Here is a 21,297-nt window from a genome sequence, read left to right on the forward strand (position 1 = left end):
ATTATTCCGCTGGATTGAGCTGTACGTGATGGAATTGCAGTGCGGCAAGATTCGCGTAGATGCCTCCGAGCGCCACCAGCGACGCATGCGTGCCCGTCTCGACGATCCTGCCGTCTTCCATGACGATGATGCGGTCGGCCCGCTGCACGGTGGCCAGGCGGTGCGCGATGATGACGGTGGTGCGGCCCACCATGGCCGCTTCCAGCGCCTTTTGCACCAGGCGTTCCGATTCCGCGTCGAGCGCGCTGGTCGCTTCGTCGAGCAGCAGCAGCGGCGGGTTTTTCAGCAGGGCGCGGGCGATGGCGATGCGCTGGCGCTGGCCGCCGGACAGGCGCACGCCCCGTTCGCCGAGGAAGGATTTGTAGCCGTTCGGCAGGCGCTCGATGAATTCGTGGGCGGCCGCCATCTTCGCGGCGGCGATGACTTCCTCGTCGCTGGCGCCGGCGCGGCCGTAGCGGATGTTTTCCATGGCGTCGGCCGAGAAGATCACCGTATCCTGCGGCACGATGCCGATGGCGTCGCGCAGGGTGTGCAGGTCGAGCTGCTTGATGTCGACGCCATCGAGGCGGATGGTGCCGCTTTGCGGGTCATAAAAACGTAAAAACAGCTGGAACAGCGTGGTCTTGCCGGCGCCGGAGGGGCCGACGACGGCCACCGTTTCGCCGGCGCGGATGTCGAGGCTGACGTGATCGAGCGCGTGCGTATCGGGACGCGACGGATACGAGAACATGACATCGTCCAGCGACAGCGCGGCGCCATTCGCGGCGCGCGCGGGCAGCGGCAGCGGCGTGGCAGGCGACTCGATTTCCGATTTGACGGCCATCAGTTCCAGCAGGCGCTCGGTGGCGCCGGCGGCGCGCTGCGCTTCGCCCATGACTTCGGACAGGGCGCCGATGGCGCCGGCCACGATGGAGGCGTACAGGATGAACTGGCCCAGGTCGCCGCCCGTCATCGCGCCTTCCAGCACGGCGCGCGCGCCCAGCCACAGGACGAACACGATGGTGCCGAAGACCAGCAAAATCGCGATCATGGTCAAGAGGGCGCGGGCGCGGATACGGCGCATGGCCGTCATGAAGGCGCCTTCGACGGAGTCGCCGAAGCGTTTCGATTCGATTTTCTCGTGCGTAAACGCTTGCACGGTGGGCATGGCGTTGAGGATTTCGCCGGCCATGGCCGAAGCGTCGGCGATGCGGTCCTGCGAATCGCGCGACAGCTTGCGCACACGGCGGCCAAACACGATGATGGGCACGACGACGAGGATCAAGAGGCCGATGATGATGCCCGCCAGCTTGGCGCTGGTGACGAACAGCATCACCAGACCGCCCAGGAACAGCAGCACATTGCGCAGCGCCATCGAGATGCTGGTGCCGACGACGGCCTGGATCAGGGTCGTGTCGGTGGTGATGCGCGACAGGACTTCGCCCGTCTGCGTGGTCTCAAAGAATTCCGGGCTTTGCGTGACGACGTGGCGGTACACGGCGCTGCGGATGTCTGCCGTGACGCGCTCGCCCAGCCACGACACCGTGTAAAAGCGCGCGGCAGTCGCCAGCGCCAGGATGGACGCCACGCCGAACAGGGCGAGGAACACCAGGTCGACGTGCTGGATGCTTTTCGAGCCGGCCGCGCCGCCGAAACCGAGGTCGATCATCTGCTTGAAGGCGGCGGGAATGGCCAGGGTCGAGGCGGCGGCCACCACCAGCGCGATACCGGCCAGGAAGAACTGCTTGCGGTACGGCGTCAGAAAGGGCATCAAGCCCTTGAAGGCGGCCAGGCTGCCTTTTTTCAGTTCGCGGCTGCTGCCGGTGTCGGGAGTCGGTGCGGTGCTTGCGGCGGTTGCTTTGCTGGTGCTGCCTGTTTCTGTGCTGGTTGTCATTGTTTTTCGCTTTGATTTACTTTTTTGCTTGTCCGGGGTCAGACCCGATGGGTCTGACCCCGGCATTTTATGCATTGCTTACAACTTCATCGGCTGGACATAGCCCGTCATTTCCAGGTAGGCGCGGCCCACGGGCTGGCCGTCGCGCTCCACCGTCACGGCGCCTTCCCAGTACACGGCGCCCGTCGAGCGGCGCGAATCGAGCTCCTGGTCGGCCTGCAGGGGCTTGATCTGCCAGCGCGTGGCGCCCGTGCGGATATCGGTGGCGACCGGGTATTCGGCCTGCGTGCGGGGCGAGCGCCACAGCTGCGTGGGCGTGAAATCGACGTCGCCGGGCGCGTACTGCGTCATCTTACCGGACGCATCGCGCCATGTCGCGTGCGCCCATAGTTTAGCACCTGTCTTGCTGCGGATCTGGAAGGCCATCAGGGCGCCGCCGTCATCGAGGTTGGCGCCTATCCAGTTCCAGCCGCTGGCATCCGCATCGAGCACCTGGCTCGACCACTCGTGATCGAGCCAGGTGGCGCCCGTCACCGCTTCCGGCTTGCCGCCCGCGCGGGCGATCGTGCCCGTGGTATGCAGCTGCGGCTCGCTGTAGTAATAACTCGATTGCGCGGGCCGCGCGCCCTTGCGCGAGTAGCCGCCAACGCCTTGCAGCAGCACGGGCTGGGTAGGGGCCAGGGTCAGCTGCAAGCTGAAGTCGCGCGCGGCCAGGCTGACCTTGTAGCTGCCGTCGGTCTGGCGCTGCATGCGCCAGTCGTCGAGCTTGACGTCCGTGTCGCCCACCCTGGCGTAGGCCAGGCCGAAGCCTTCGCGCGCGCTTTTCTCGTCGTGCAGCAGCTTGCCCACTTTCGGATCGGACAGGGCCGCATGGCCGATGATCAGCTGTTTCGGCGCGAAGGCGCTGGGGTTGTCCGCGTCGGCGGCCGTGGCGCTGCGAAAGAAGGTCACCTGGTAGCCCAGCTGCTCGCCGCCGCTGGTTTTTACCCATCCGGTGGCGTACCACCATTCCGTTTTATACGCGGGGTGGGCGCCGAAATCGTGCGGCATGCGCAGGGTCTGGCCGGCCGGCAGCGGCGTGACGGGGGCGAACGCAGGCGGCGCGGCGATGGCGGCGGCGCTGCAAAACAACAATAAACAAGTCAAACGGCGCATTACCAGTCCTCCCTGACGGCGCGGATGGGGCCAGCGGACAGCGCCTGGCGCCCCGCGATGAGGGCGGTGAGGGCGGCGGCCGTCAGCAAGGCGGCGGCCACGGTGGCGATCAGGGGCCACGGCAGGTGCAGCTGCATGGTCCAGTGGAACGATTGCGGATTGACGATGAAGACCAGCACAAAGCTGATCAACAGGCCCAACACAAAACCGGTGGCGATGCCCAGCGCCGTCAGCGCGCCGCCCTCGAGCGCCAGGATGGACAGGATCTGGCCGCGCGTCACGCCCACGTGGCGCAGCATGCCGAATTCGCGCGCGCGCGCCAGGGTCTGGGCCGAGAACGTGGCGGCCACGCCGAACAGGCCGATGACGATGGCGATGGCTTCCAATAAATACGTGACGGCGAAGCTGCGGTCAAATATCTGCAGGCTCAGGGCGCGGATAGCCGACGGGTTCGATACTTCGAGGCTGGCGCCGAAAGGCAGGGCTTTCAGGCGCTGCTGCAACTGCTCGCCCGTGGTGTTTTTGGCCAGCCACAGGGCCGCGTCGCTGACATCCATATCGCCCGTCAAGGCGCGGTAGTCATCGAGCGGCATCTGGATGGCGCCGGACGAGCGTGCATAGTCGCGCCAGATGCCGGCGACGAAGAACTTGTGCAGGCCGCCCGCCAGCGGCAGCGCGATCTGCTGGCCAGGCTTGACGTTGTACAGGTCGGCCGCCGCTTCGGACAGCCACACGGGCCGGCTGCCTGCCGGCACGGGCAGGGTGTCGCCCACCAGTACCATGCTCTTGCCAGGGTCCCGCAAGTTGATGGGGCGCGCCAGCAGCATGACATTCGGGCGGTCCGGCGCCAGCGACAGCGAGCGCAGGCGTTGGAAATCCACCCTGGCCACGCCGGGCAGGGCGGTGATGCTCGCCTGTTCGCGCGGGTTCAGGCCCGCCGTGCCGCCGCTGGCCGCCGGGCGCGTGTACACGTCGGCCGGCAGGATCTGCAGCAGCCAGTCATCGACGGAAACGCGGAAACTCGACACCATGATCGCCATCGCCACCATCAGGCTAAAGCTCGACAGCACGCCACCGAGCGCGATGCCGGCCTGGCCCGAGGCGTTCGCCAGGCGGGCCACGGTCAGGCTGCGCACGGGCGCATGCTTGCTCGTTTCCGTGCGCAGCCAGGCGGCCTGCAGGGCGCGGAAGACGACGGCCGCCAGCTGCGGCATCAGGGCGATGGCGCCGATCAGCAGCAGGGCGATGGACAGATAGCCGAACAGGGGCAGCTCGAACACGGGCGGCAAAAACGTCAAGGCGCCGGCCAGCAGCAGACACGCCAGCGCTGGCCAGGTCTTGGCCAGGCGCGTCGTCACGACTTCCTCGCTGCCCGATTTGAGGGCGATGGCGGGGGCGGCGCGCGCCGCTTCCAGCGCGGGCGCCGCGCAGCCCAGCAAGGCCACGCCGAGGCCCAGCGCGAAATACACGAAGGCGGCGACGGGCGTGAATTGCACCTGCGGCTGCACGCCCGCGAAATAGCCGGCGCCCAAGTCGCCGCCGAAAAAGCGCAGGGCCACGGCGGCCATGGCGTAGCCGCCGGCGATGCCCAGCGCGGCGCCGACCACGCCCAGGCTGGCGCCCTCTAACAGCACCTGGCGCAGCAAAGGCCTGCGCTCCATGCCCAGCACGCGCAGCAGCGCGAACTGGCCGCGGCGGCGGATGACGGACAGGGCCTGCGTGGAAAACACGAGGAACGCCCCCGTAAACAGGGCGACCAGGGCCAGCACCGTCAGGTTGACGCGGTAGGCGCGGCTCAGGTTATTGTTGCGGCTATTCTGGTTTTCATCATTCGGCTGCCCCACCTGGAAACGCCCCGGGTACTGCGCTTCCAGCGCACTGCTCAGCGCGGCCTGGAAGGCGTCGCGGTTGACGCCCTGGCGCAGTTTCAAATCGATGCGCGACAGCTTGCCCAGCTTGTTGAAGCGCCATTGCGCCGCACCGATATCCATCACGGCGATGCGCTGGCCGGCGCGCGCCCGCTGCAGCGAACCGGCCACGCGCAGGGACACCGTGCCCGTGCCCGATTGCAGCGCGACCTGGCCGCCTTCGGCGACGTCGAGCCAGCGCAAGGCGGCAGGCGATAAAAAGATGGCGTCGTCGGCCAGGGTGTCGAAAGGCTGGCCTTCCGCCGGCGCGCCAATCAGGTCGGGCGAGATGAAGCCGGCGCGGAAGACGTCGAGCGCCAGGATGTGCAGCGGGCCGCCGTCCTTCTTGCCGCTCACGCCGGCTTGCAGTTCCAGTACGGGCGAGGCAACGGCCACGCCGTCGCGCTGCGCCAGCCACGGGTAGACGGCTTCGTCGAACAGCGCTTCGCGCCCGGCCACCTGCACGTCGGCCTGGCCGGACAGGCTTTTCACGGCCGTGGAAAATTCATTGAAGGCGGCCGCGTTGATCAAATGGATGGCAAAGCCCAGCGACACGCCGATGGCGATGGCGAGGATGGCGACGAAGGCGCGCACGGGATGCGCGCGCCATTCGCCCAGCAGCAGCCAGCGCGACAACAGGCGCATACCTGCGGGATTTGCCGCCGGCGCACTCAATTCAGACATTCAACGGCCAGGCGCTCGCCGGCGCGCCGCGCCTTCAGTTGCGCCGCATTGCGGGTTTTATCGCCCGCGCCGACGGCGTCCTGCGCCGCCCATTTTTGTTCCAGCCGTAGCTGGGCGCAATGCTTGTCGCGTGCCTCAAGCTGCCTGGCCGCCCGTTCGCGCGCCTGGTCTTCCAGGTTTTCGCGCTTCTTGCGCGCCGCTTCCATCTGGCTGGCCACCCGTTCCTGACGCGTGGCCGCGCCCTTGTCGACGGCGGGCGGAGGCGAGGGAACTTCCAGGATCTGCAGCTGCCCGCCCGTGCAGGGCGTGGCGCTATAGCTGGTCTGGCCATCCTGCACGCATTTGTAGACGTCCTGCGCGCTGGAGGAACCGGCCAGCAAGGCCATGGCGCAGAGCAGGAGGGACGATGGCTTCACAGTATCTTCCCCGGATTCATGATGTTCTGCGGGTCCAGCGCCTGCTTCACGGCGCGCATCAGCTGCAGTTCCAGCGGCGACTTGTAGTGCGCCAGATCCGCCTTTTTCAGTGCGCCGATGCCGTGTTCGGCCGATATCGAGCCGCCAAAGCCGTGGACCTGGTCGTGCACGATGCGGTTAATGGCGTCCTGGTTGGCCAGGAAATCCCGGTCCGTCATGCCGGCTGGCGGCGCCACGTTGTAATGCAGGTTGCCGTCGCCCAAGTGGCCGAAGCATACGAGCTGGCAGCCGGGAAAGGCTGACGCAAGGGCCGCATCCGTGACGGCGATGAAGTCGGCGATGCGGGAAATGGGCAGCGAGATATCGTGTTTGATGTTCTTGCCCGCCTGCGCCTGCGCCAGCGGAATATGTTCGCGCAGCTGCCACAGGCCTTCGGACTGCGCCACGGAACTGGCGACGACGGCGTCTTCGATCAACTCGTCTTCCAGGGCCGCGCCGATGCTCGCTTCGAGCAATTCCACGGCATGCGCCTCGGACTGGCTGCTGGACAGTTCCAGCAACACGTACTGCCCGTGCGCGTCGGCGAACGGGTGCGGAAGCTGGGGGAACTGCTCGGCCACCAGTTGCAAACAGTATTGCGACATCAGTTCGAAGCCCGTCAGGCTGGCGCCGCAATGGTCCTGCATCAGGCTTAACAAGCGCAGGGCGTGGGCGGGCGAGGGCATGGCGGCCAGCGCCGTGATGCAGGCCTTCGGCTGCGGGTACAGTTTCATGACCGCGCCCGTGATCACGCCCAGGGTGCCTTCGGCGCCGATGTACAGGTCGCGCAAATCGTAGCCGGTATTATCCTTGCGCAAACCGCGCAAGCCGCTCCAGATCTCGCCCTGCGGCGTGACCACTTCCAGGCCCAGGCACAGCTCGCGCGTGTTCCCGTAGCGCAGCACGGCCGTGCCGCCCGCGTTGGTGGCCAAATTCCCCCCGATGGTGCAACTGCCTTCGGCCGCCAGCGACAGGGGGAACAGGCAGCCGGCGGCGCTGGCCGCTTCCTGGATGGTTTGCAGGATGCAGCCCGCATCGACCGTGATGGTGCGGTTGACGGGGTCGAGCGCGCGGATGGCGTTCAGGCGCGCCAGCGACAGCACGACGGCCGTGCCGGCGGCGTCGGGAATGCTGCCCAGCACCAGGCCCGTATTGCCGCCCTGCGGCACGACGGGCACCTGCCATTGCGCGCAGGCGCGCAGGATTGAGGCCACCTGCTCCACCGTGGCGGGGCGCAGTACGGCCAGGGCCTTGCCCGTAAACCGGTCGCGCCAGTCGGTGAGGAAGGGCGCCGTGTCGGCATCCCGGGTGAGGACGTAGCTGTCGCCCAGCAGGTCGCGGCAGGCGGCGAGGAAGTCGGCTTGGTCATGCACTGGCTGTTCGATCATTTCTTGATGCTCACTTTATTCACTTTTTCCAGCAGTTCCTTGGCCATGCGCTTGGCCGCCTTTTTATACGGGCGCAGATACAGCACGGCGCAGACAAAATAGACGCAGACGATGGCCGCCTCGCCCCAGGCCATCAGGGCCGAGGTGGGGTTCGTGTCGCTGTACCCGCGCACCACGCCTTCCGTAAAGTACAGCAGGATCACCATCGACGACCATTGCAGGGTGTAGACGTCGCGCTTGATGACGCCGTACAGGGGAATGAGCAGGGGAGCCGCCTTCAGCACGACCCAGGAGCCGCCCGGTTGCAGCGGCGCGACGACGGTTTCCCACAGCAGGCACCAGACGATTAGGGTGACGAGGCTGGCGATGGCGCCCCAGTGAAAATACTTGTGCAGTGTGCCGTGCATCATGCGCCTGCCAGTTTCGCGGCGTTTTCCGCCAGGCGCCGGCCCAGGGCGATGGCCAGGCGCTTTTCATCGTCGCTCAAGGCCTTGTCGCCGTCTATGCCCGACCAGTGCGTGGCGCCATACGGCGAGCCGCCCGTGGACGTCGTCATCAGTTCCGGATGCGTGTAGGGCAAGCCCATGACCAGCATGCCGTGGTGGAAGAGGGGAATCATCATCGACAGCAGGGTCGATTCCTGGCCGCCGTGCAGGCTGCCCGTGGACGTGAACACGCAGGCGGGCTTGCCGGACAGGCTGCCGGCCAGCCAGTCGCTGGCCGTGCCATCCCAGAAGTACTTCATGGCGGCGGCCATGTTGCCGAAGCGCGTGGGCGAGCCCAGGGCCAGGCCCGCGCATTCCTGCAAATCGTCCAGTTCCACGTAGGGCGCGCCGTCCAGCGGCACCTCGGGCGCCGTCGCTTCCGTTACGGTGGAGACGGCGGGCACGGTGCGCAGGCGCGCATCGCAACCGGGCACGCTTTCCACTCCCTGGGCTATCAGCTCGGCCAACTGGCGCGTGGCGCCATGGCGTGAATAAAACAATACGAGAATAATCAGATTGGTTGGCTTCATCATTGGTATTATAGGGCGCTTTACAGCCTGATACGACTGCTGTCATGGCGCCGTTCTGATTTTGCACATGTTTTCAAAATATATATTCCCGTTCTTCCAATACCTGTGGCGCACCCTGAGCATGGGGCTGGACGTCGTGCGCGGCCTGACGTGGTCCGAAACGCGCGACCTGCTGCAGTTCGCGCGCCGCCGCGTGCGCGAGGAAAGCCTGCCGCAAGTGGCCGGCAGCCTGACGTTCGCCACCGTGTTCGCGCTGGTGCCGCTGCTCACGCTGGCCCTGGCCATCTTCACCACTTTCCCCCTGTTTAATACCTTCCGCCACGCGCTGGAAGACTATTTCGTGCAAAGCGTGATGCCCAAGGGGATTTCGAACACCATCCTCGACTACCTGACGACGTTCGCGTCGAAGGCGACGCGATTGTCGGCCATCGGCGCGGGCGCCCTGATCGTCACCTCGGTGGGCATGATGGGCTTGATCGAGCGCGTCTTCAACCGCATCTGGCGCGTGCGCCAGGAGCGCCGCTGGACCAAGCGTTTGCTCGTCTACTGGGCCATCGTCACCCTGGGGCCGCTGCTGGTGGGCGTGTCGCTGACGGTGACCTCGCGCCTCTTCATGGCCACCAGCGGCGTGGTGGGCGCCGTGCCGTTCATCGGCGCCGTGTTTTACACGCTGGTGTCGATCGGCCTGACCATGCTGGCGTTTACCCTGCTGTACATCGCCGTGCCGAATCGCGACGTGGACTGGCGCGACGCGGCCTGGGGCGGCTTGCTGGCGGCGCTGGCGTTCGAGGTCGCCAAGCGCGGCTTCGGCGAATTCATCCAGGAATTTCCCACCTATTCGCGCATCTATGGCGCACTGGCCGCCTTGCCGCTGTTCCTCGTGTGGATATACCTGAGCTGGATGATCACCCTGGTGGGCGCCTTGCTGGTGGCCGCCTTGCCCGTCGTGAAATACGAGCGCTGGTGGTACGAGGCGGCGCCGGGCAGCGAATTCGTCGACGCCGTCGCCATCCTGAAAGTGCTGCACCAGGCGTGCCACTGCGCCGATTCGGCCCTGGTGGGCGCGGCCGAGATCCGCCGCAGCACGCGCCTGGGCTTCGAAGAGATGGAAACCCTGCTCGACAAGATGGTGCAGCAGGGCTGGGTGGGACGAGTCAACGTGGATGGCGCCGTGCGGGTACAGTGGGGCAAGCGCGTGGCCGACAGTTCCGACCACTGGGTCTTGCTGGGCAACGTCAACCGCATCAGCCTGGCCGACGTCTACCGCCTGTTCGTCTTCGGCGGCATGCGCGTGAACTCCGGCTACCCGGCCGGTTCCACCAACGAGCGCGACATCAAGGCGGCGGAAGAGGCAGCCGCGCTGGCCGCGCAGGTGGAAAACGCCGTGGAGCAGGGACTGGGCCTGAGTCTGGCGCAGCATTTCGGGGAAGTGCGCTGCAATTGACGGGCCCGGGCGGTGCGCTTCCTGCCGGCATCCGCCTCGCGCGCTAGGGACGCATGTCATAAACTGGTCACCGAAGGCCGGTAAGCTTTCCTCTCCATTCATCTTGTAGAGGAAGCAAATATGCGTTGTCATTTGAGCGGTTTGAATTTGTGCCGCGGCTTGGCCATCGTGATGGTCAGCGGCATGCTGGCCGCCTGCGGCGGCAGTTCCTCTGCGGCTCCCGACGCGGCACCCAAGGAGGGGGAAGGGCTGCCGCACCAGTTGGTCGGCTGGGCAGCGTTGCCTGACACGGCGCGCTGGCCGGCGCCGGTTTCCGGACAGTTCATGGCCGCGGCGCTTGGCGTCAGCCCGCCGTTTGCCAATGGCGTGCCGATTCCCGGCTTCTCCGCTCTGCTGAGGAATGACGACGGCAGCTGGACTGCCATGGCCGACAATGGCTACGGCGCCAAGGGCAATTCGGCCGATTTCGTGCTCGGCCTGTATAACGCCAGCATCAACTTCCGCACGGACGCAGACGCCAGCAAGACGCCGGGCAGCATCAAGATCAACAGTTTCCTCGCCTTCAACGACGCCAGGGGTTTCTTAAACGACGGCAAGGGCATCGACCTGAAAATCACGGCCGACTATGTCAACTACCCAAGCAACACCTCCGGCGGGCTGGTCTTTTCCGACAGCGGTATCGCCGTCGATGCGCGCATTCGCGCGGGCCGCCTGCTGACCGGTTTTGACTTCGACATTGAATCGCTCGCGCGCGCCGCCGATGGCACCTGGTTCGTGGGCGAGGAGTTCGGCCCGTATATCCTGCACTTCGACAAAAACGGCACGCTCATGGGCGATCCCGTTCCCCATCCCTTCCTGCGCAGCCCGGCCAATCCGGAAGTGCTGGGCAAGGGAGCCAGCATCACCCTGTCAGGCAGCCGCGGCTTCGAAAGCCTGGCCTATAACGCCGACCGCAGCATGCTCTACGCGGTGCCGGAAGCGGCGCCAAGCGACCCGTCGCTGCGGCCCGTTGCCGCGGATGAACGCTACCTGAACATCTTCGAGTTCGACCCCGCCGCCATGCGCTATACGGGCAAGAACCTCGTGTACCGCAAGGATGGCGCGGCCAAGGATAATGGCGTCGTGATCGGCGACATGACCAATGTCGGCGGCAGCAAGTTCGTACTCATCGAGCGCGACGGCTTCTGGGGCGCCAAGGCCGTGATCAAGCGCCTGTACCTGGTCGACCTGAAGGAGAAAGATGCTGATGGCGCCCTCAAGAAAACGCTGCTGGTGGACTTGCTGAACATCTCCGACCCCAAAGGCATCGGCGGGCGGGCGAGCAATATGCCCGTGGGTAAGTTCAGCATGCCTTTCGACTCGGTGGAGAGCGTTGAAGTCCTCGATGCCAACACGCTAGTCGTGGCAATTGACACGAACTATCCCGGTGAAGACGGACGCAAGCCAGGCAAGCCGGACGATACCGAAGTCATTACCCTGCGTTTTGACAAGGCGCTGTTCGATCGTTCCGTCAAGTAAAGATGCACCCGGCCAGCAACGGCGTTCCATGTTGCCGGCCGGGTGCGATATCAGCAGACGGGCTGGCAAGCCGTCACAGCAGCACGGGCCGCAGGGCCGCCTGCAGTGCCGCCTTGCTGAACGCGGCCGCATCCTGCGCCCGCACCACGCCCAGATAATACGTGTCCTCGCCGCCGTGCAGGTTCACCAGGCGCAGCTGATGCGGCGCCAGGTGGGTGGCGATGGCGGCCAGGCCTTCGGCCATCGCGTCGCCATCCTCGCGCTGCGCCCACGAAAAATCGCGCAGCGCGGGCAGGCCGATATGCTGGCCGATGCGCGGCACTTCATCGACCGATTTCCAGTCCAGGGTGGTGCCGTGGCCCAGCGCATCGGCGGCCGTGGACCAGAGCAGGAAGAAACACGCCGCTTCGGGCGTATCGCCTTCGTATTCCTCTTCCGGGTCGTCTTCCGTCAGTTCTTCCAGGGTGATGTCCACGCAGCGTGCGGCCAGTGCCGCATCGCCCAGCAAGAGCAGCGCGGCCATGCTGCGCAACTGCTCGCGGTCGGCCTTGGCCAGGATCTGCGCCGGCGTGAAGCTGCGGCGCCTGGCGGCCTGTTTCTCGGGCTTTTGCTTGCCCAGCCCCATGGCCTCGCTCAACTGGGCCGTGATGGCCGCCTTGAAGTTCTCCACCGTGTCGAACTGCTCGAGCAGCTGGCCCGTGAAATCCATGCTCCAGGCCATGCCATCGTTGACCACATATAAAAAATCGCTTTGCACGGCCACGCCGCGCAAGTGGTGGGCGGGCGGATATAACGGCGTAAACGCCTGCTTGCCATCGGGCGTCAGCATGCAGGCCAGGCCTTGCGCGTCGATGGCGAAGATCAGGTTCTTGCGCAGCTTGGGCGGCGACGACGTGGTGGCGCTATCGATGGCTTCGTACTGGCAGGGCGCCAGCAGCTCGCCCTGGCTGTTCGCCAGGCCAAACAGGAAGCGCCCGGCGATGCGCTGGCTGACGATGGCGATTTTCTTCTTCGTGCCGAAATCCTGCACGGAGCTGTAGGCCGGCGGCACCACGACCTTGCCCGTGGTGTCGACCACGCCGTGCACATTGCGCTTGCCGTCATCGTCTGTCTGGTCTGTCTGGCGTTCGATGTCGATCAAGCCATCGTCGCGCTGGCAGATGTTGTCCACCCCGTCCATCAGCAGCGCGCCGTCGGGCAGGCGCAGCAGGCTGCTGGCGCCGTCCGGCGCGATTCTCTGTACCAGATGGGGGCTGATGACGTACAGGGCGCCGGGGGATGGCGGCAGCACCACCGTGCCGTTGAGGTCCAGCACGCCGTGCGCATCGGGGGCGTCCGCCGTGGCAAAGGTGATCCAGCCATCGTCCGCGTAGTAAACGCCCAGGTCGACATAGCGCTGCGACAGCGGCACGATCCAGCGGCCATAGGACGTGACGAGGCCGGTGACGTCCGGTTCAGCGGCGGCGCTCACTGCATAGCACAGCGCGTCCTCCTCCCATCCCAGCACTTCCAGGCCTTGCAGGAACGGCAAATCTTGCGCATCGAGTTCCTCGACCTCGGCCAGTTGCGCCTCGGCCGTAGCCGACCAGTAGCCGGTGGCCGGCGATGCGGCGCCGGCGGCCAGCAGCGGTGCCAGCGCGTCCCGGTCGCCGCGCTGCAGGGCAGAGTGCAGGGCTTGCGCCTCGGCGCGCAGGGCCTCGAGCGCGGCCGCGTATTCCGGCGTGCCGATATCGTGCGCGATCAGCTGCACGCAATCGAGGATCAGCCACGGCTGGCCGCTGGCCAGCAGGGCGCTGATGGCGCTGCGCGCGACGATGGCGGCCGCGTTGCGCGGCTTGTCCATCAGCGCGGACAACGCTTGCCAGCTGGCCTGTGCCTGCGCCATCGGCGCGGCCAGCACGCAGGGGCAGTCTTCGCCGTCGCCGTAGATGGGCCAGGCGACGGCTTGCGTGCCGGCGCCGATGAGCAGCTTGAACAGCGCAGGTACGTCCAGCCGCCATTCGGCCAGGCCGTTGATCGTCTCGGTGTCGAAACCGGCCTGGCCGGGTAAAAATGCGGTGCTGAACAGGGCTGCGGTATTGATCATTGATCTTTATCTAAAAGTGAACGGGAGATTCAGGGCGCGGGCGGCATGAGCCAATGCGCCAGCGCGCTGCGTTCCAGGCCAAGGTGTTTGGCCACGGCGGCCGCCTCGAAGGCCCACAGGCCGTAGTAGCCGCCCAGGCCGTGCGCGCGCAAATGGCCGTTGAACCAGTCTTCGTGCACCAGCGCGCCATGCCAGCTGGCCAGATAGTGCCGCAGGTGTTCCAGCTGCTGCGCGGCATCGTCCGCGTCCAGGCACTCGAACAGGGCCGAATAGGGCTCGGCGAAATACCATTCGTCGACGGCGGGTCGCGTCGGGTCGATGGTCGCCAGCAGCGCTTCGTACACGCCGTCTTCGCCGTCGAAGGCCGTCTGCAGGGCGGCCAGGCGGGCGGCCAGGTCGTGGCGGCCGAACAGCAGGGCCGCGCCCAGCAGCTGCAGGGTACGCGCGTAATCCGTCAATTGTTCGAAATCAAAGGCGGGCAAGGCATCGTCATCGTAGGCCTCGGCCAGGGCCGCGCGTGCCGCTTCGCAGGCGCCGATGGCAGCTTCCAGCGCCGTTTCCACTTCGGGCAAGGGCAGGCCTGCCGTGTAGCGCAGCGAGAAGACCTGGTAAGCCACGCTGGCGGCCGCGCATGCCCAGTAAGCGCTATCGCCGCCATCGATTTCCGCCTGCCCCTGCGCGCGTTCGTAGGCGGCCAGCAGGGTGTCAAGATAGGCGAGATTGCGGGCAAAATCGAAGGGGGTACCGAAAGGCGCGGGCGGCGTCTGGCGCGGCGCGTGGGGCCACGGTTCCTGCGCTGGCAGACAGACATCGGCGCATTCGCGCTGAATGGCCCAGTCGGCGAAGATTTGCTGCAAATATTCCGCCGTCTCGTCGTCGTGGGCGATGGCGCCCGCGCCCACCATGGTCGTGCCCAGCAGGGTGTAGCCAGGGAAACGGCTGCTTTCGTAGGCGATGGTGGTCACGCTCTGGATGGTCCTGCCGTCGCTCAGGTCGCGCACGCGGAAGTACACGTCGTCCCAGCCGGCAAGCGGCGGCGCTGGCGCTTCGTTCGGCAGGGTGGCCCAGCTGCCGTCGTCCTGCTCTTCATAGGCATCGAGCAGCTCGTCGAGGCCGCCGGGGCGGTCGATGCGGTTGTTGGCGTCGTATTGCAGGCCCAGTTCGGCCGCAAACGCGGCCGCGTGGCGGCCCTCGAAGACCAGATACAGTGCGCTCGTGGTGCCGACCAGCAGGTCCGTGTGCTGGCCCGCGACGATCAGCGCTTGCGGCAGCCGGCACCATTGGTAGTACGGAATGCCGGCCATCGGGCCGCCTTCTTCCGCTTGCGGGTTATTGAAACGCAGCTGTTGCAGCCAGTTGTAGCGTTCGTGCCGCTCCGCCTCCGTGCCGCTGCCGCGGCCGGTCAATTCTTCAAACAGGGTATTCAACAACATGTGCATCTATCCTAAAAAAAGCGTTCATGCCGCTGCCGCTGCCGTTTGCGCAAACGCAAACAGCGCGTCGAGCACGGCGTCCGGCTGCTCGGCCATCAATTCGTGCCCGCTGTCGACCTGCACCACGGTGCCATGCGCTATGGCCGCTGTCAGCAGCCGGGTCGACTTGGGCGGCGTCATCATGTCGCGCGCGCCGAAAATGAATAAAGTGGGGCAGTGTACCGAAGCGGCGGCGATTTCGCCGTTCGCGTAGGCATTGCAGGCAGAAAAATCCGTGTGAAACACGTGATCGGGGTTGAGGGCGGCGATGCGCTGCTTCAGGCGCCGCGCGCCGCCCATGGCATAGAAGCCGGGGCCGGGAAACGAGGGCTTTTGCGCGATCGACGAGTGCGACCAGATATTGACCATGTCGATGGCCGCCTGTTCATCGTTGAGCGACGTTTCCAGCAGCGCCGGCGAGACTTTCATCGGGTAGGTGGAGCCGAGCATGGCCAGGTGGCTGACGCGATCCGGCGCCAGGAATACCGCTTCCAGCGCGATCAATGAACCCATGCTGTGGCCGATCAGCATGGCCCTGGGTGCGCCGGCAGAGTCCAGCACGGCGAGGATCCAGTGCGCCAGTTCCTCGACCTTGGTTTTCGCCGCGCCGCCGCTGCGGCCGTGGCCCGGCAAGTCGACGGCCAGCACGTTCCAGCCGTGGTGCGCAAAATAACGCGTCTGCAGGGCCCACACGGAATGGTCGTTTTGCGCGCCGTGGATGAAGACGGCCGTAGGTTGATCGGGGTCAAACGCTTTGCCGCCCGTGTAGCAGTAGGCGACGGTATTGTCGATGGTGAGCAGCATGTCAGGCGCCTTTCTGCGACAGTTTCAGGCCACGGGCCAGGTCTTCGATCAAATCGTCGGCGTCTTCCAGGCCCACGGACAGACGCATGGTGCCCTGCGTGATGCCGGCCTGCGCCAGTTGATCGTCGGGCACGCGGAAGTGCGTGGTGGAGGCGGGGTGGATGACGAGCGACTTGGCGTCGCCCACGTTGGCCAGGTGCGAAAAGATCTTCAGGCTGTCGACGAAGCGCTGGCCCGCCGCGCGGTCGCCGCGCAGGCGGAAGGTGAAGACGCCGCCCGCGCCCTTCGGCAGCAGGGTCTTGGCCAGCTCGTAATCGGGATGCGACGGCAGTTCCGGGTAGGACACGGATTCCACGGCCGGATTGACCAGCAGAAAATCGATGACCTTGCGCGTATTGGCCACGTGGCGGTCCATGCGCAAGCCCAGGGTTTCGATGCCCTGCAGGATGGCGAAGGCGTTGTGCGGGCTCATGACGGCGCCGAAGTCGCGCAAGCCTTCGCGCCGCGCGCGCAGGGCGAACGGCGCCACCGTCGATTCCTCGGCGAAGACCATGCCGTGAAAGCCCTCATACGGTTCGCATAGTTCGGCGAAACGGCCCGTCTGGTCGTAGGCCGCTTGCCAATCAAAAGTGCCGCCATCGACGAGCAAGCCGCCGATGGCCGTGCCATGGCCGCATAAAAACTTGGTGGCCGAGTGGAACACCAGGCCGGCGCCATGCTCGAAGGGGCGCAGCAAATACGGCGTGGTGAACGTCGAATCGAGCATCAGCGGCAAGTGCTGCTCGTGCGCCAGGGCGGCAATGGTCGGGATATCGAGCACGTCGAGGCCGGGATTGCCCAGGGTTTCCGCGAACAGGACTTTGGTATTCGGGCGGATGGCAGCGCGCCAGGCGTCCACGTCGCGCGGGTCGACGAAGGTCGTCTCGATGCCGAAGCGTTTTAATGTGTAGGCGAGCAGGTTGTGCGAGCCGCCGTACAGGGCGCGCGAGGCCACGATGTGCGAGCCGGCGCCGGCGATGGTACATAAACCCAGGTGCATGGCGGCCTGGCCGCTGGCCGTGGCGATGCCGGCCACGCCCCCTTCGAGGGCGGCGATGCGCTCTTCGAGCACGGCGTTGGTGGGATTCGAGATGCGCGAGTAGACGTGGCCGGCCCGTTCCATATTGAACAGCGAGGCCGCATGGTCCGAACTCTTGAAGGCAAACGAGGACGTGAAATGGATGGGCGTGGCGCGCGCGCCCGTGGCCGGGTCGGGCGCGGCACCCGCATGCAGGGATAAGGTATCGAAACCGGGGTATTTCGGGCCGCTCATGGTGTCTCCGCCAAGTTTTATAGTGGCAAGATCGTAACCTGATTTGCAGCTGAGCAAAAGGGCTCCTGTGCAGGGCGCATGGCGCCGTGCTGGCGGACGGTCAGGCTCAGCTCGCGTGTAACCGGCAGTGTAAAAAAAGTGACCGGCGCGGTGCGGCGGTGGTACGATATCGTATCAGCGATATTCGGGCTGTCTTAGCTGTGCGCGTGCGCCGCGCCGCAGGGAAGCAGTTGCAAGCGAACGAAATCCTGGGCTTCAGGCGCACTCTCATGCATGTCCACCAGGAAAGATTTTATGCCCGCAATATCGTTCGACGGCTCCCTTGCCGTACCCGGACCCTCTATCGTCGACGGCCTCTGCCAGGCAGGCTGGCTCATGCAAGAGCATTTCATTTCCCCTGAACTGAGCCGCCAGCTGGCCGCCGAATGCGTGCAATCCATGCTCAGCGGCAAGATGAAGGGGGCCGGCGTGGGCAGCGGCCATGCGCCGCTGCTGCAGCCGGACATCCGCGGCGACCATATCGAATGGCTGGAAACGGGCAGGTCAAGCGCGTGCGACCGCTACCTGGAACACATGGAAGCGCTGCGCCTCGTGCTCAACCGCGAGCTGTTCCTGGGGCTGGAAGAGTATGAAAGCCATTTCGCCCTGTACGCGCCGGGCGCCTTTTACCGGGCCCATCTGGACCGTTTCCGCGACGACGACAAGCGCACCGTGTCCGTCGTGCTGTACCTGAACGACGACTGGCTGCCCGGGCATGGCGGCGCGCTGCGTTTGCATCCGCAGGATGGCGCTCAGGTGGATATCTTGCCGCAGGCGGGCCGCATGGCCATGTTCATGTCGGGGGAGATGCTGCACGAAGTGCTGCCGACGGCGCGCGAGCGCCTCTCGATTGCCGGGTGGTTCCGCCGCCGGGGCTGATGAAAAGTTGCGCGCAATCCCCCTCGATTTGATTGCGCACAAGGCTGGATTTTTCCGCAGGCATAGGCTACAGTCGCAGTAAGGGCTTAGAATAACTAAAATACCAATCACGCGGACAGGACGGCCAATATGAAAGTATCTGAAATTCTCCAAGTCAAGGGCAATATCCTCTACACGGTCACGCCTGACCAGCCCCTGCTTGACGCGGCCAATACCATGGCTGAAAAAGACATCGGTTCGCTGGTGGTCATGGAATTTGGCGACCTGGTCGGCATGCTGACCTTCCGTGAAGTGTTGAACGCCTTGCATGAAAACGCGGGCCAGATCGGCGGCGGCACCGTGCGCAAGCACATGGATGACCATCCGATCACCGTGACCCCGGATACGGAAGTCAACGAAGTGCGCCGCATCATGCTGGAAAAACATGCGCGCTACCTGCCCGTCATGAATGCCAAGACCCTGCTGGGCGTCATTTCCTTCTACGACGTCGCGCGCGCCGTGCTCGAAGCGCAAAGCTTTGAAAACCAGATGCTGAAAGCGTACATCCGCGACTGGCCGGCTGAAACCACCGACTAAGCTTTACTCATGCAGTAAAAACAACGCCGGCAACTGCCGGCGTTTTGCATTGAGTATGCAAGGTGGCGCCTATGCCGCCCCTTGCAGCGCCTCGTTGTTCAGCCAGGTGCCCAGCGCCGTGGCCGTCATCGGGCGGGCGAACAGAAAGCCTTGCGCCATCGGGCAGCCCAGCGCCTGCAAGATTTGCGCTTGCCGCTCGTCTTCCACGCCTTCGGCGATCACGGCCAGGCCCAGGTTGCGGCCCAGCTGGATGACCATTTCGGCGATGCTGCTGCCGCGCGCCGATCCTGTGATCTCGGTGACGAAGGCGCGGTCGATCTTCAGGCGGTCGACCTGCAGGCGCTGCAAATAGGACAGCGAGGAAAAGCCCGTGCCGAAGTCGTCAATGGCGATGCTCACGCCCGTCTGCTTGATCTGCCACAGCATCTTGATCAATAAGTCCGGCTCTTCCATGGCCATCGATTCCGTGATTTCCAGCTCGATGAATTCGGGCGGCGCCTGCGTTTCTTCCAGCGCCGCGCGCAGCATTTCCAGGAACAGCGGGTGGCGAAACTGCACTTGCGACACGTTGACGGACATGACGAAATTGCGGTGGCCCTGCTCGCGCAGCAGCACCAGTTCGCGGCACGCCGTGCGCAGCACCCATTCGCCGAGGTCGATGATGATGCCCGAATACTCGGCGATCGGAATGAAGCGGTCGGGCGAGATGAACTTGCCGTCCGGCGTCTGCCAGCGCAGCAACGCTTCGGCGCCCACGGGCCGGCGCGTGGTCAGGTCGATTTGCGGCTGGTACACGACAAACAGCTGGTCCTGGCTGAAAGCCGTGCGCAGCGCGTGCATCATGCGCACCCGTTCGCGGATTTCGATGCCCATGCTGCGCGAAAAATAGAAGTGCCCGGCGCGCTGCTGGCTTTTTGCCCGTTTCAGCGCGATGTCGGCATCCTTCAGTGCATCGGCGCCCGTGCCCGCATGTTCGCCCAGGCGCACCAGGCCCAGGGTGGCTGACAGTTGCACGTCCTGGCCATCGATGCAGAACGGCGGCTGGAACAGGGCCAGGATATTGCCTGGGTTGACTTGGGACGAGTCGCCCAGCACGCAAAAGATATCGCCGCCCAGGCGCGCCACCGTCAGCTGCGGCCCCAGCTGGGTTTGCAAGCGGCCCGCCACGGCGATCAGCAGCGTATCGCCGAACTGATGTCCCAGCGCGTCGTTGGTTTCGGCAAAGTGGTCGAGGTCGACCAGCGACAACGTGGCGTCGTCGCGCGCGGGACCGGCCAGGGTGGCGTCGAGAATTTCCACCAGGCGGGTGCGGTTCGGCAGCTTCGACAACTGGTCGTAGAAGGCGGCGTTGTGCAAGTGCGATACCAGCTCGACGTTGTCCAGGCCCACGGCGACGTTGCTGCAGAATACTTCCAGCAGGCTTTCATCGATGGCGGAAAGGGGGCGCGGCAGCACGAGGTAGGCGGCCGCGTCGCGGCCGGCCTTGCCCGCGAAGTACAGCGTGGCGTAGTCGTGCGCGTAGACATTGCGCCGCTGCGCCAGCGTGTGTTCGATGGCGGCCATCACGCGCGGGTTTTGCAGGCCGCACAGGGCGCTGTGCGGCAGGCTGGAAAAGCTGCCCGTGCAGGCCGAAACGAGCAGCTCCTTGCTGCCATTGTCCTGCAAGTCCTGCACGCACAGCACGCCGTCGGCCCGGGTGCCCAGCAGGTCGGCGATCTGCGCCAGCACGCCGGCCGAGAAATTCTGTACGCCATGCAGCGCCATCAGCTGCGTGCTGGCGTGGACGATACGGTCCAGGCCGCGCCGGCTGCTGTTGATTGAACGGATCTGCTCGTACGAGCGGATGGCCGCCGTTACCGTGGTAAACAGCTTGATGCGCGTCAGTTCGGACTTGGTCTTGTAGTCGTTGATGTCGAAATCGCGGATGGCGTCGATTTCCGGCGCATAGCCGGGCTGGCCCGTGCGCAGGATGATGCGCACGTCCGTCATTTTCAGCGTTTCGCGGATGTAGCGCACCAGGTGCAGGCCCGCATCATCCTGTTCCATGACCACGTCGAGCAGGATGACGGCGATGTCGTCTTCATGCTTGAGCAGTTCGCGCGCCTGGCCGGCCGAATACGCATGCACGAATTCCAGCGGGCGGTGCTGCATTTCCAGATTGCCCAGGGCGAATGTGGTGGTGGAGTGGACGTCTTCATCGTCGTCGATGATCATCACCCGCCAGACGCTGCGCTGTACGACGGCCAGCGGCGCCGCTGGTTGCTCATCGAGGAATACCAGGTCGTCGTGATCGTCCTTGTTGGCGTCAAGGGGGATGATCGGTGCGGGCATGTATAGCTTCTCCAGGATGACTCGATATTTTTTACGAGCGCGTCAAAAAAGCCCATGGCGTTGTTGCGTTGCCCTTACCGTATTTGTACTTGCGTACTGTCTTCGGCAACGACGCCTGGCCCTGGGCATTTTGTGACGTGCTCTCGGCGCAGCCTAAATCTGGGTTGGCGTTCAGTATTGTGTGCCGCGCTCTGATCCAAGTATATAGCTATTTAATAAGCAAAATGTTTTTTTAAGTCTATTCTGTAGGGCAATATTTCTTGCATTGCATGATTGCGACGCTTATTTGGTATTTTTTATGCGAAAAAATAACGCGGGATTTTAAAATGGCGGTTAGGGGCGGGGCGAAAGGCGCGGCG

At 65.1% G+C, this 21,297-nt stretch carries 16 protein-coding genes; 4 read left to right on the forward strand and 12 right to left on the reverse strand.

From position 1 onward, the window contains the following. Position 1 precedes the first annotated feature (1 nt). The 7 genes from CSQ95_RS16135 to wrbA form a co-directional block, all read right to left on the reverse strand. The gene (locus tag CSQ95_RS16135; RefSeq protein ID WP_099410219.1) at positions 2-1,873 is read right to left on the reverse strand and encodes an ABC transporter transmembrane domain-containing protein; all 1,872 of its coding nucleotides are present in this window, start codon (positions 1,871-1,873) and stop codon (positions 2-4) included. A gap of 78 nt (positions 1,874-1,951) precedes the next feature. Next, the gene (locus CSQ95_RS16140; RefSeq protein WP_099410220.1) at positions 1,952-3,028 is read right to left on the reverse strand and encodes a lipocalin-like domain-containing protein; all 1,077 of its coding nucleotides are present in this window, start codon (positions 3,026-3,028) and stop codon (positions 1,952-1,954) included. Next, positions 3,028-5,619: an FtsX-like permease family protein gene (locus tag CSQ95_RS16145; protein WP_099410221.1), complete on the reverse strand. Its 2,592-nt coding sequence runs from the start codon at positions 5,617-5,619 to the stop codon at positions 3,028-3,030. The genes CSQ95_RS16140 and CSQ95_RS16145 overlap by 1 nt, the downstream gene beginning before the upstream one ends. Beyond that, positions 5,607-6,035: a DUF4124 domain-containing protein gene (locus tag CSQ95_RS16150; protein WP_099410222.1), complete on the reverse strand. Its 429-nt coding sequence runs from the start codon at positions 6,033-6,035 to the stop codon at positions 5,607-5,609. The genes CSQ95_RS16145 and CSQ95_RS16150 overlap by 13 nt, the downstream gene beginning before the upstream one ends. Continuing rightward, positions 6,032-7,462: an FAD-binding oxidoreductase gene (locus CSQ95_RS16155; protein ID WP_099410223.1), complete on the reverse strand. Its 1,431-nt coding sequence runs from the start codon at positions 7,460-7,462 to the stop codon at positions 6,032-6,034. The genes CSQ95_RS16150 and CSQ95_RS16155 overlap by 4 nt, the downstream gene beginning before the upstream one ends. Then, a complete protein-coding gene (locus tag CSQ95_RS16160) occupies positions 7,459-7,869 on the reverse strand; it encodes a DUF2069 domain-containing protein (protein ID WP_070224481.1) in 411 nt (136 codons plus the stop codon). Before CSQ95_RS16160 ends, CSQ95_RS16155 begins: the two co-directional genes overlap by 4 nt. Next, complete coding sequence (wrbA, locus tag CSQ95_RS16165; protein WP_099410250.1) at positions 7,869-8,477, reverse strand: NAD(P)H:quinone oxidoreductase; 609 nt, start codon at positions 8,475-8,477, stop codon at positions 7,869-7,871. Before wrbA ends, CSQ95_RS16160 begins: the two co-directional genes overlap by 1 nt. Before the next feature lie 67 nt (positions 8,478-8,544). Here wrbA and CSQ95_RS16170 point away from each other — a divergent pair, with 67 nt between their 5' ends. Together CSQ95_RS16170 and CSQ95_RS16175 are read left to right on the forward strand one after the other, a co-directional pair. Further along, the gene (locus tag CSQ95_RS16170) at positions 8,545-9,921 is read left to right on the forward strand and encodes a YihY family inner membrane protein (protein WP_227741983.1); all 1,377 of its coding nucleotides are present in this window, start codon (positions 8,545-8,547) and stop codon (positions 9,919-9,921) included. Positions 9,922-10,041: 120 nt separating this feature from the next. Further along, entirely contained in the window at positions 10,042-11,439 is a 1,398-nt protein-coding gene (locus tag CSQ95_RS16175) for an esterase-like activity of phytase family protein (protein WP_099410224.1), read from the forward strand. A gap of 73 nt (positions 11,440-11,512) precedes the next feature. Here CSQ95_RS16175 and CSQ95_RS16180 read toward each other — a convergent pair whose 3' ends face one another. Genes CSQ95_RS16180 through CSQ95_RS16195 form a run of 4 tightly spaced genes read right to left on the reverse strand, consistent with a single transcriptional unit; the run spans position 11,513 to position 17,113 of the window. After that, the gene (locus CSQ95_RS16180) at positions 11,513-13,525 is read right to left on the reverse strand and encodes a WG repeat-containing protein (RefSeq protein WP_099410225.1); all 2,013 of its coding nucleotides are present in this window, start codon (positions 13,523-13,525) and stop codon (positions 11,513-11,515) included. A 29-nt stretch (positions 13,526-13,554) separates the two neighbouring features. Then, positions 13,555-14,958, reverse strand: a complete 1,404-nt coding sequence (locus CSQ95_RS16185; RefSeq protein ID WP_070224433.1) for a PoNe immunity protein domain-containing protein — start codon at positions 14,956-14,958, stop codon at positions 13,555-13,557. 24 nt (positions 14,959-14,982) lie between these two features. Next, positions 14,983-15,801: an alpha/beta fold hydrolase gene (locus CSQ95_RS16190; RefSeq protein WP_099410226.1), complete on the reverse strand. Its 819-nt coding sequence runs from the start codon at positions 15,799-15,801 to the stop codon at positions 14,983-14,985. Between the two features lies 1 nt (position 15,802). Continuing rightward, positions 15,803-17,113 (reverse strand): O-acetylhomoserine aminocarboxypropyltransferase, encoded by a 1,311-nt coding sequence (locus tag CSQ95_RS16195; RefSeq protein WP_099410227.1) that lies wholly within the window; start codon positions 17,111-17,113, stop codon positions 15,803-15,805. Positions 17,114-17,407: 294 nt separating this feature from the next. On the opposite strand from CSQ95_RS16195, the gene CSQ95_RS16200 reads away from it, so the two are divergent. Next, on the forward strand, positions 17,408-18,031 hold the full coding sequence (locus tag CSQ95_RS16200) for a 2OG-Fe(II) oxygenase (RefSeq protein WP_099410228.1): 624 nt from the start codon (positions 17,408-17,410) through the stop codon (positions 18,029-18,031). Between the two features lie 129 nt (positions 18,032-18,160). Beyond that, complete coding sequence (locus CSQ95_RS16205; RefSeq protein WP_010398828.1) at positions 18,161-18,607, forward strand: CBS domain-containing protein; 447 nt, start codon at positions 18,161-18,163, stop codon at positions 18,605-18,607. Positions 18,608-18,676: 69 nt separating this feature from the next. Here the strand turns inward: CSQ95_RS16205 and CSQ95_RS16210 are convergent, their stop codons facing one another. Continuing rightward, on the reverse strand, positions 18,677-20,938 hold the full coding sequence (locus tag CSQ95_RS16210; protein WP_099410229.1) for a bifunctional diguanylate cyclase/phosphodiesterase: 2,262 nt from the start codon (positions 20,936-20,938) through the stop codon (positions 18,677-18,679). Positions 20,939-21,297 lie beyond the last annotated feature (359 nt).

Source organism: Janthinobacterium sp. BJB304 (assembly GCF_002735765.1).
Lineage (GTDB): Bacteria > Pseudomonadota > Gammaproteobacteria > Burkholderiales > Burkholderiaceae_D > Janthinobacterium.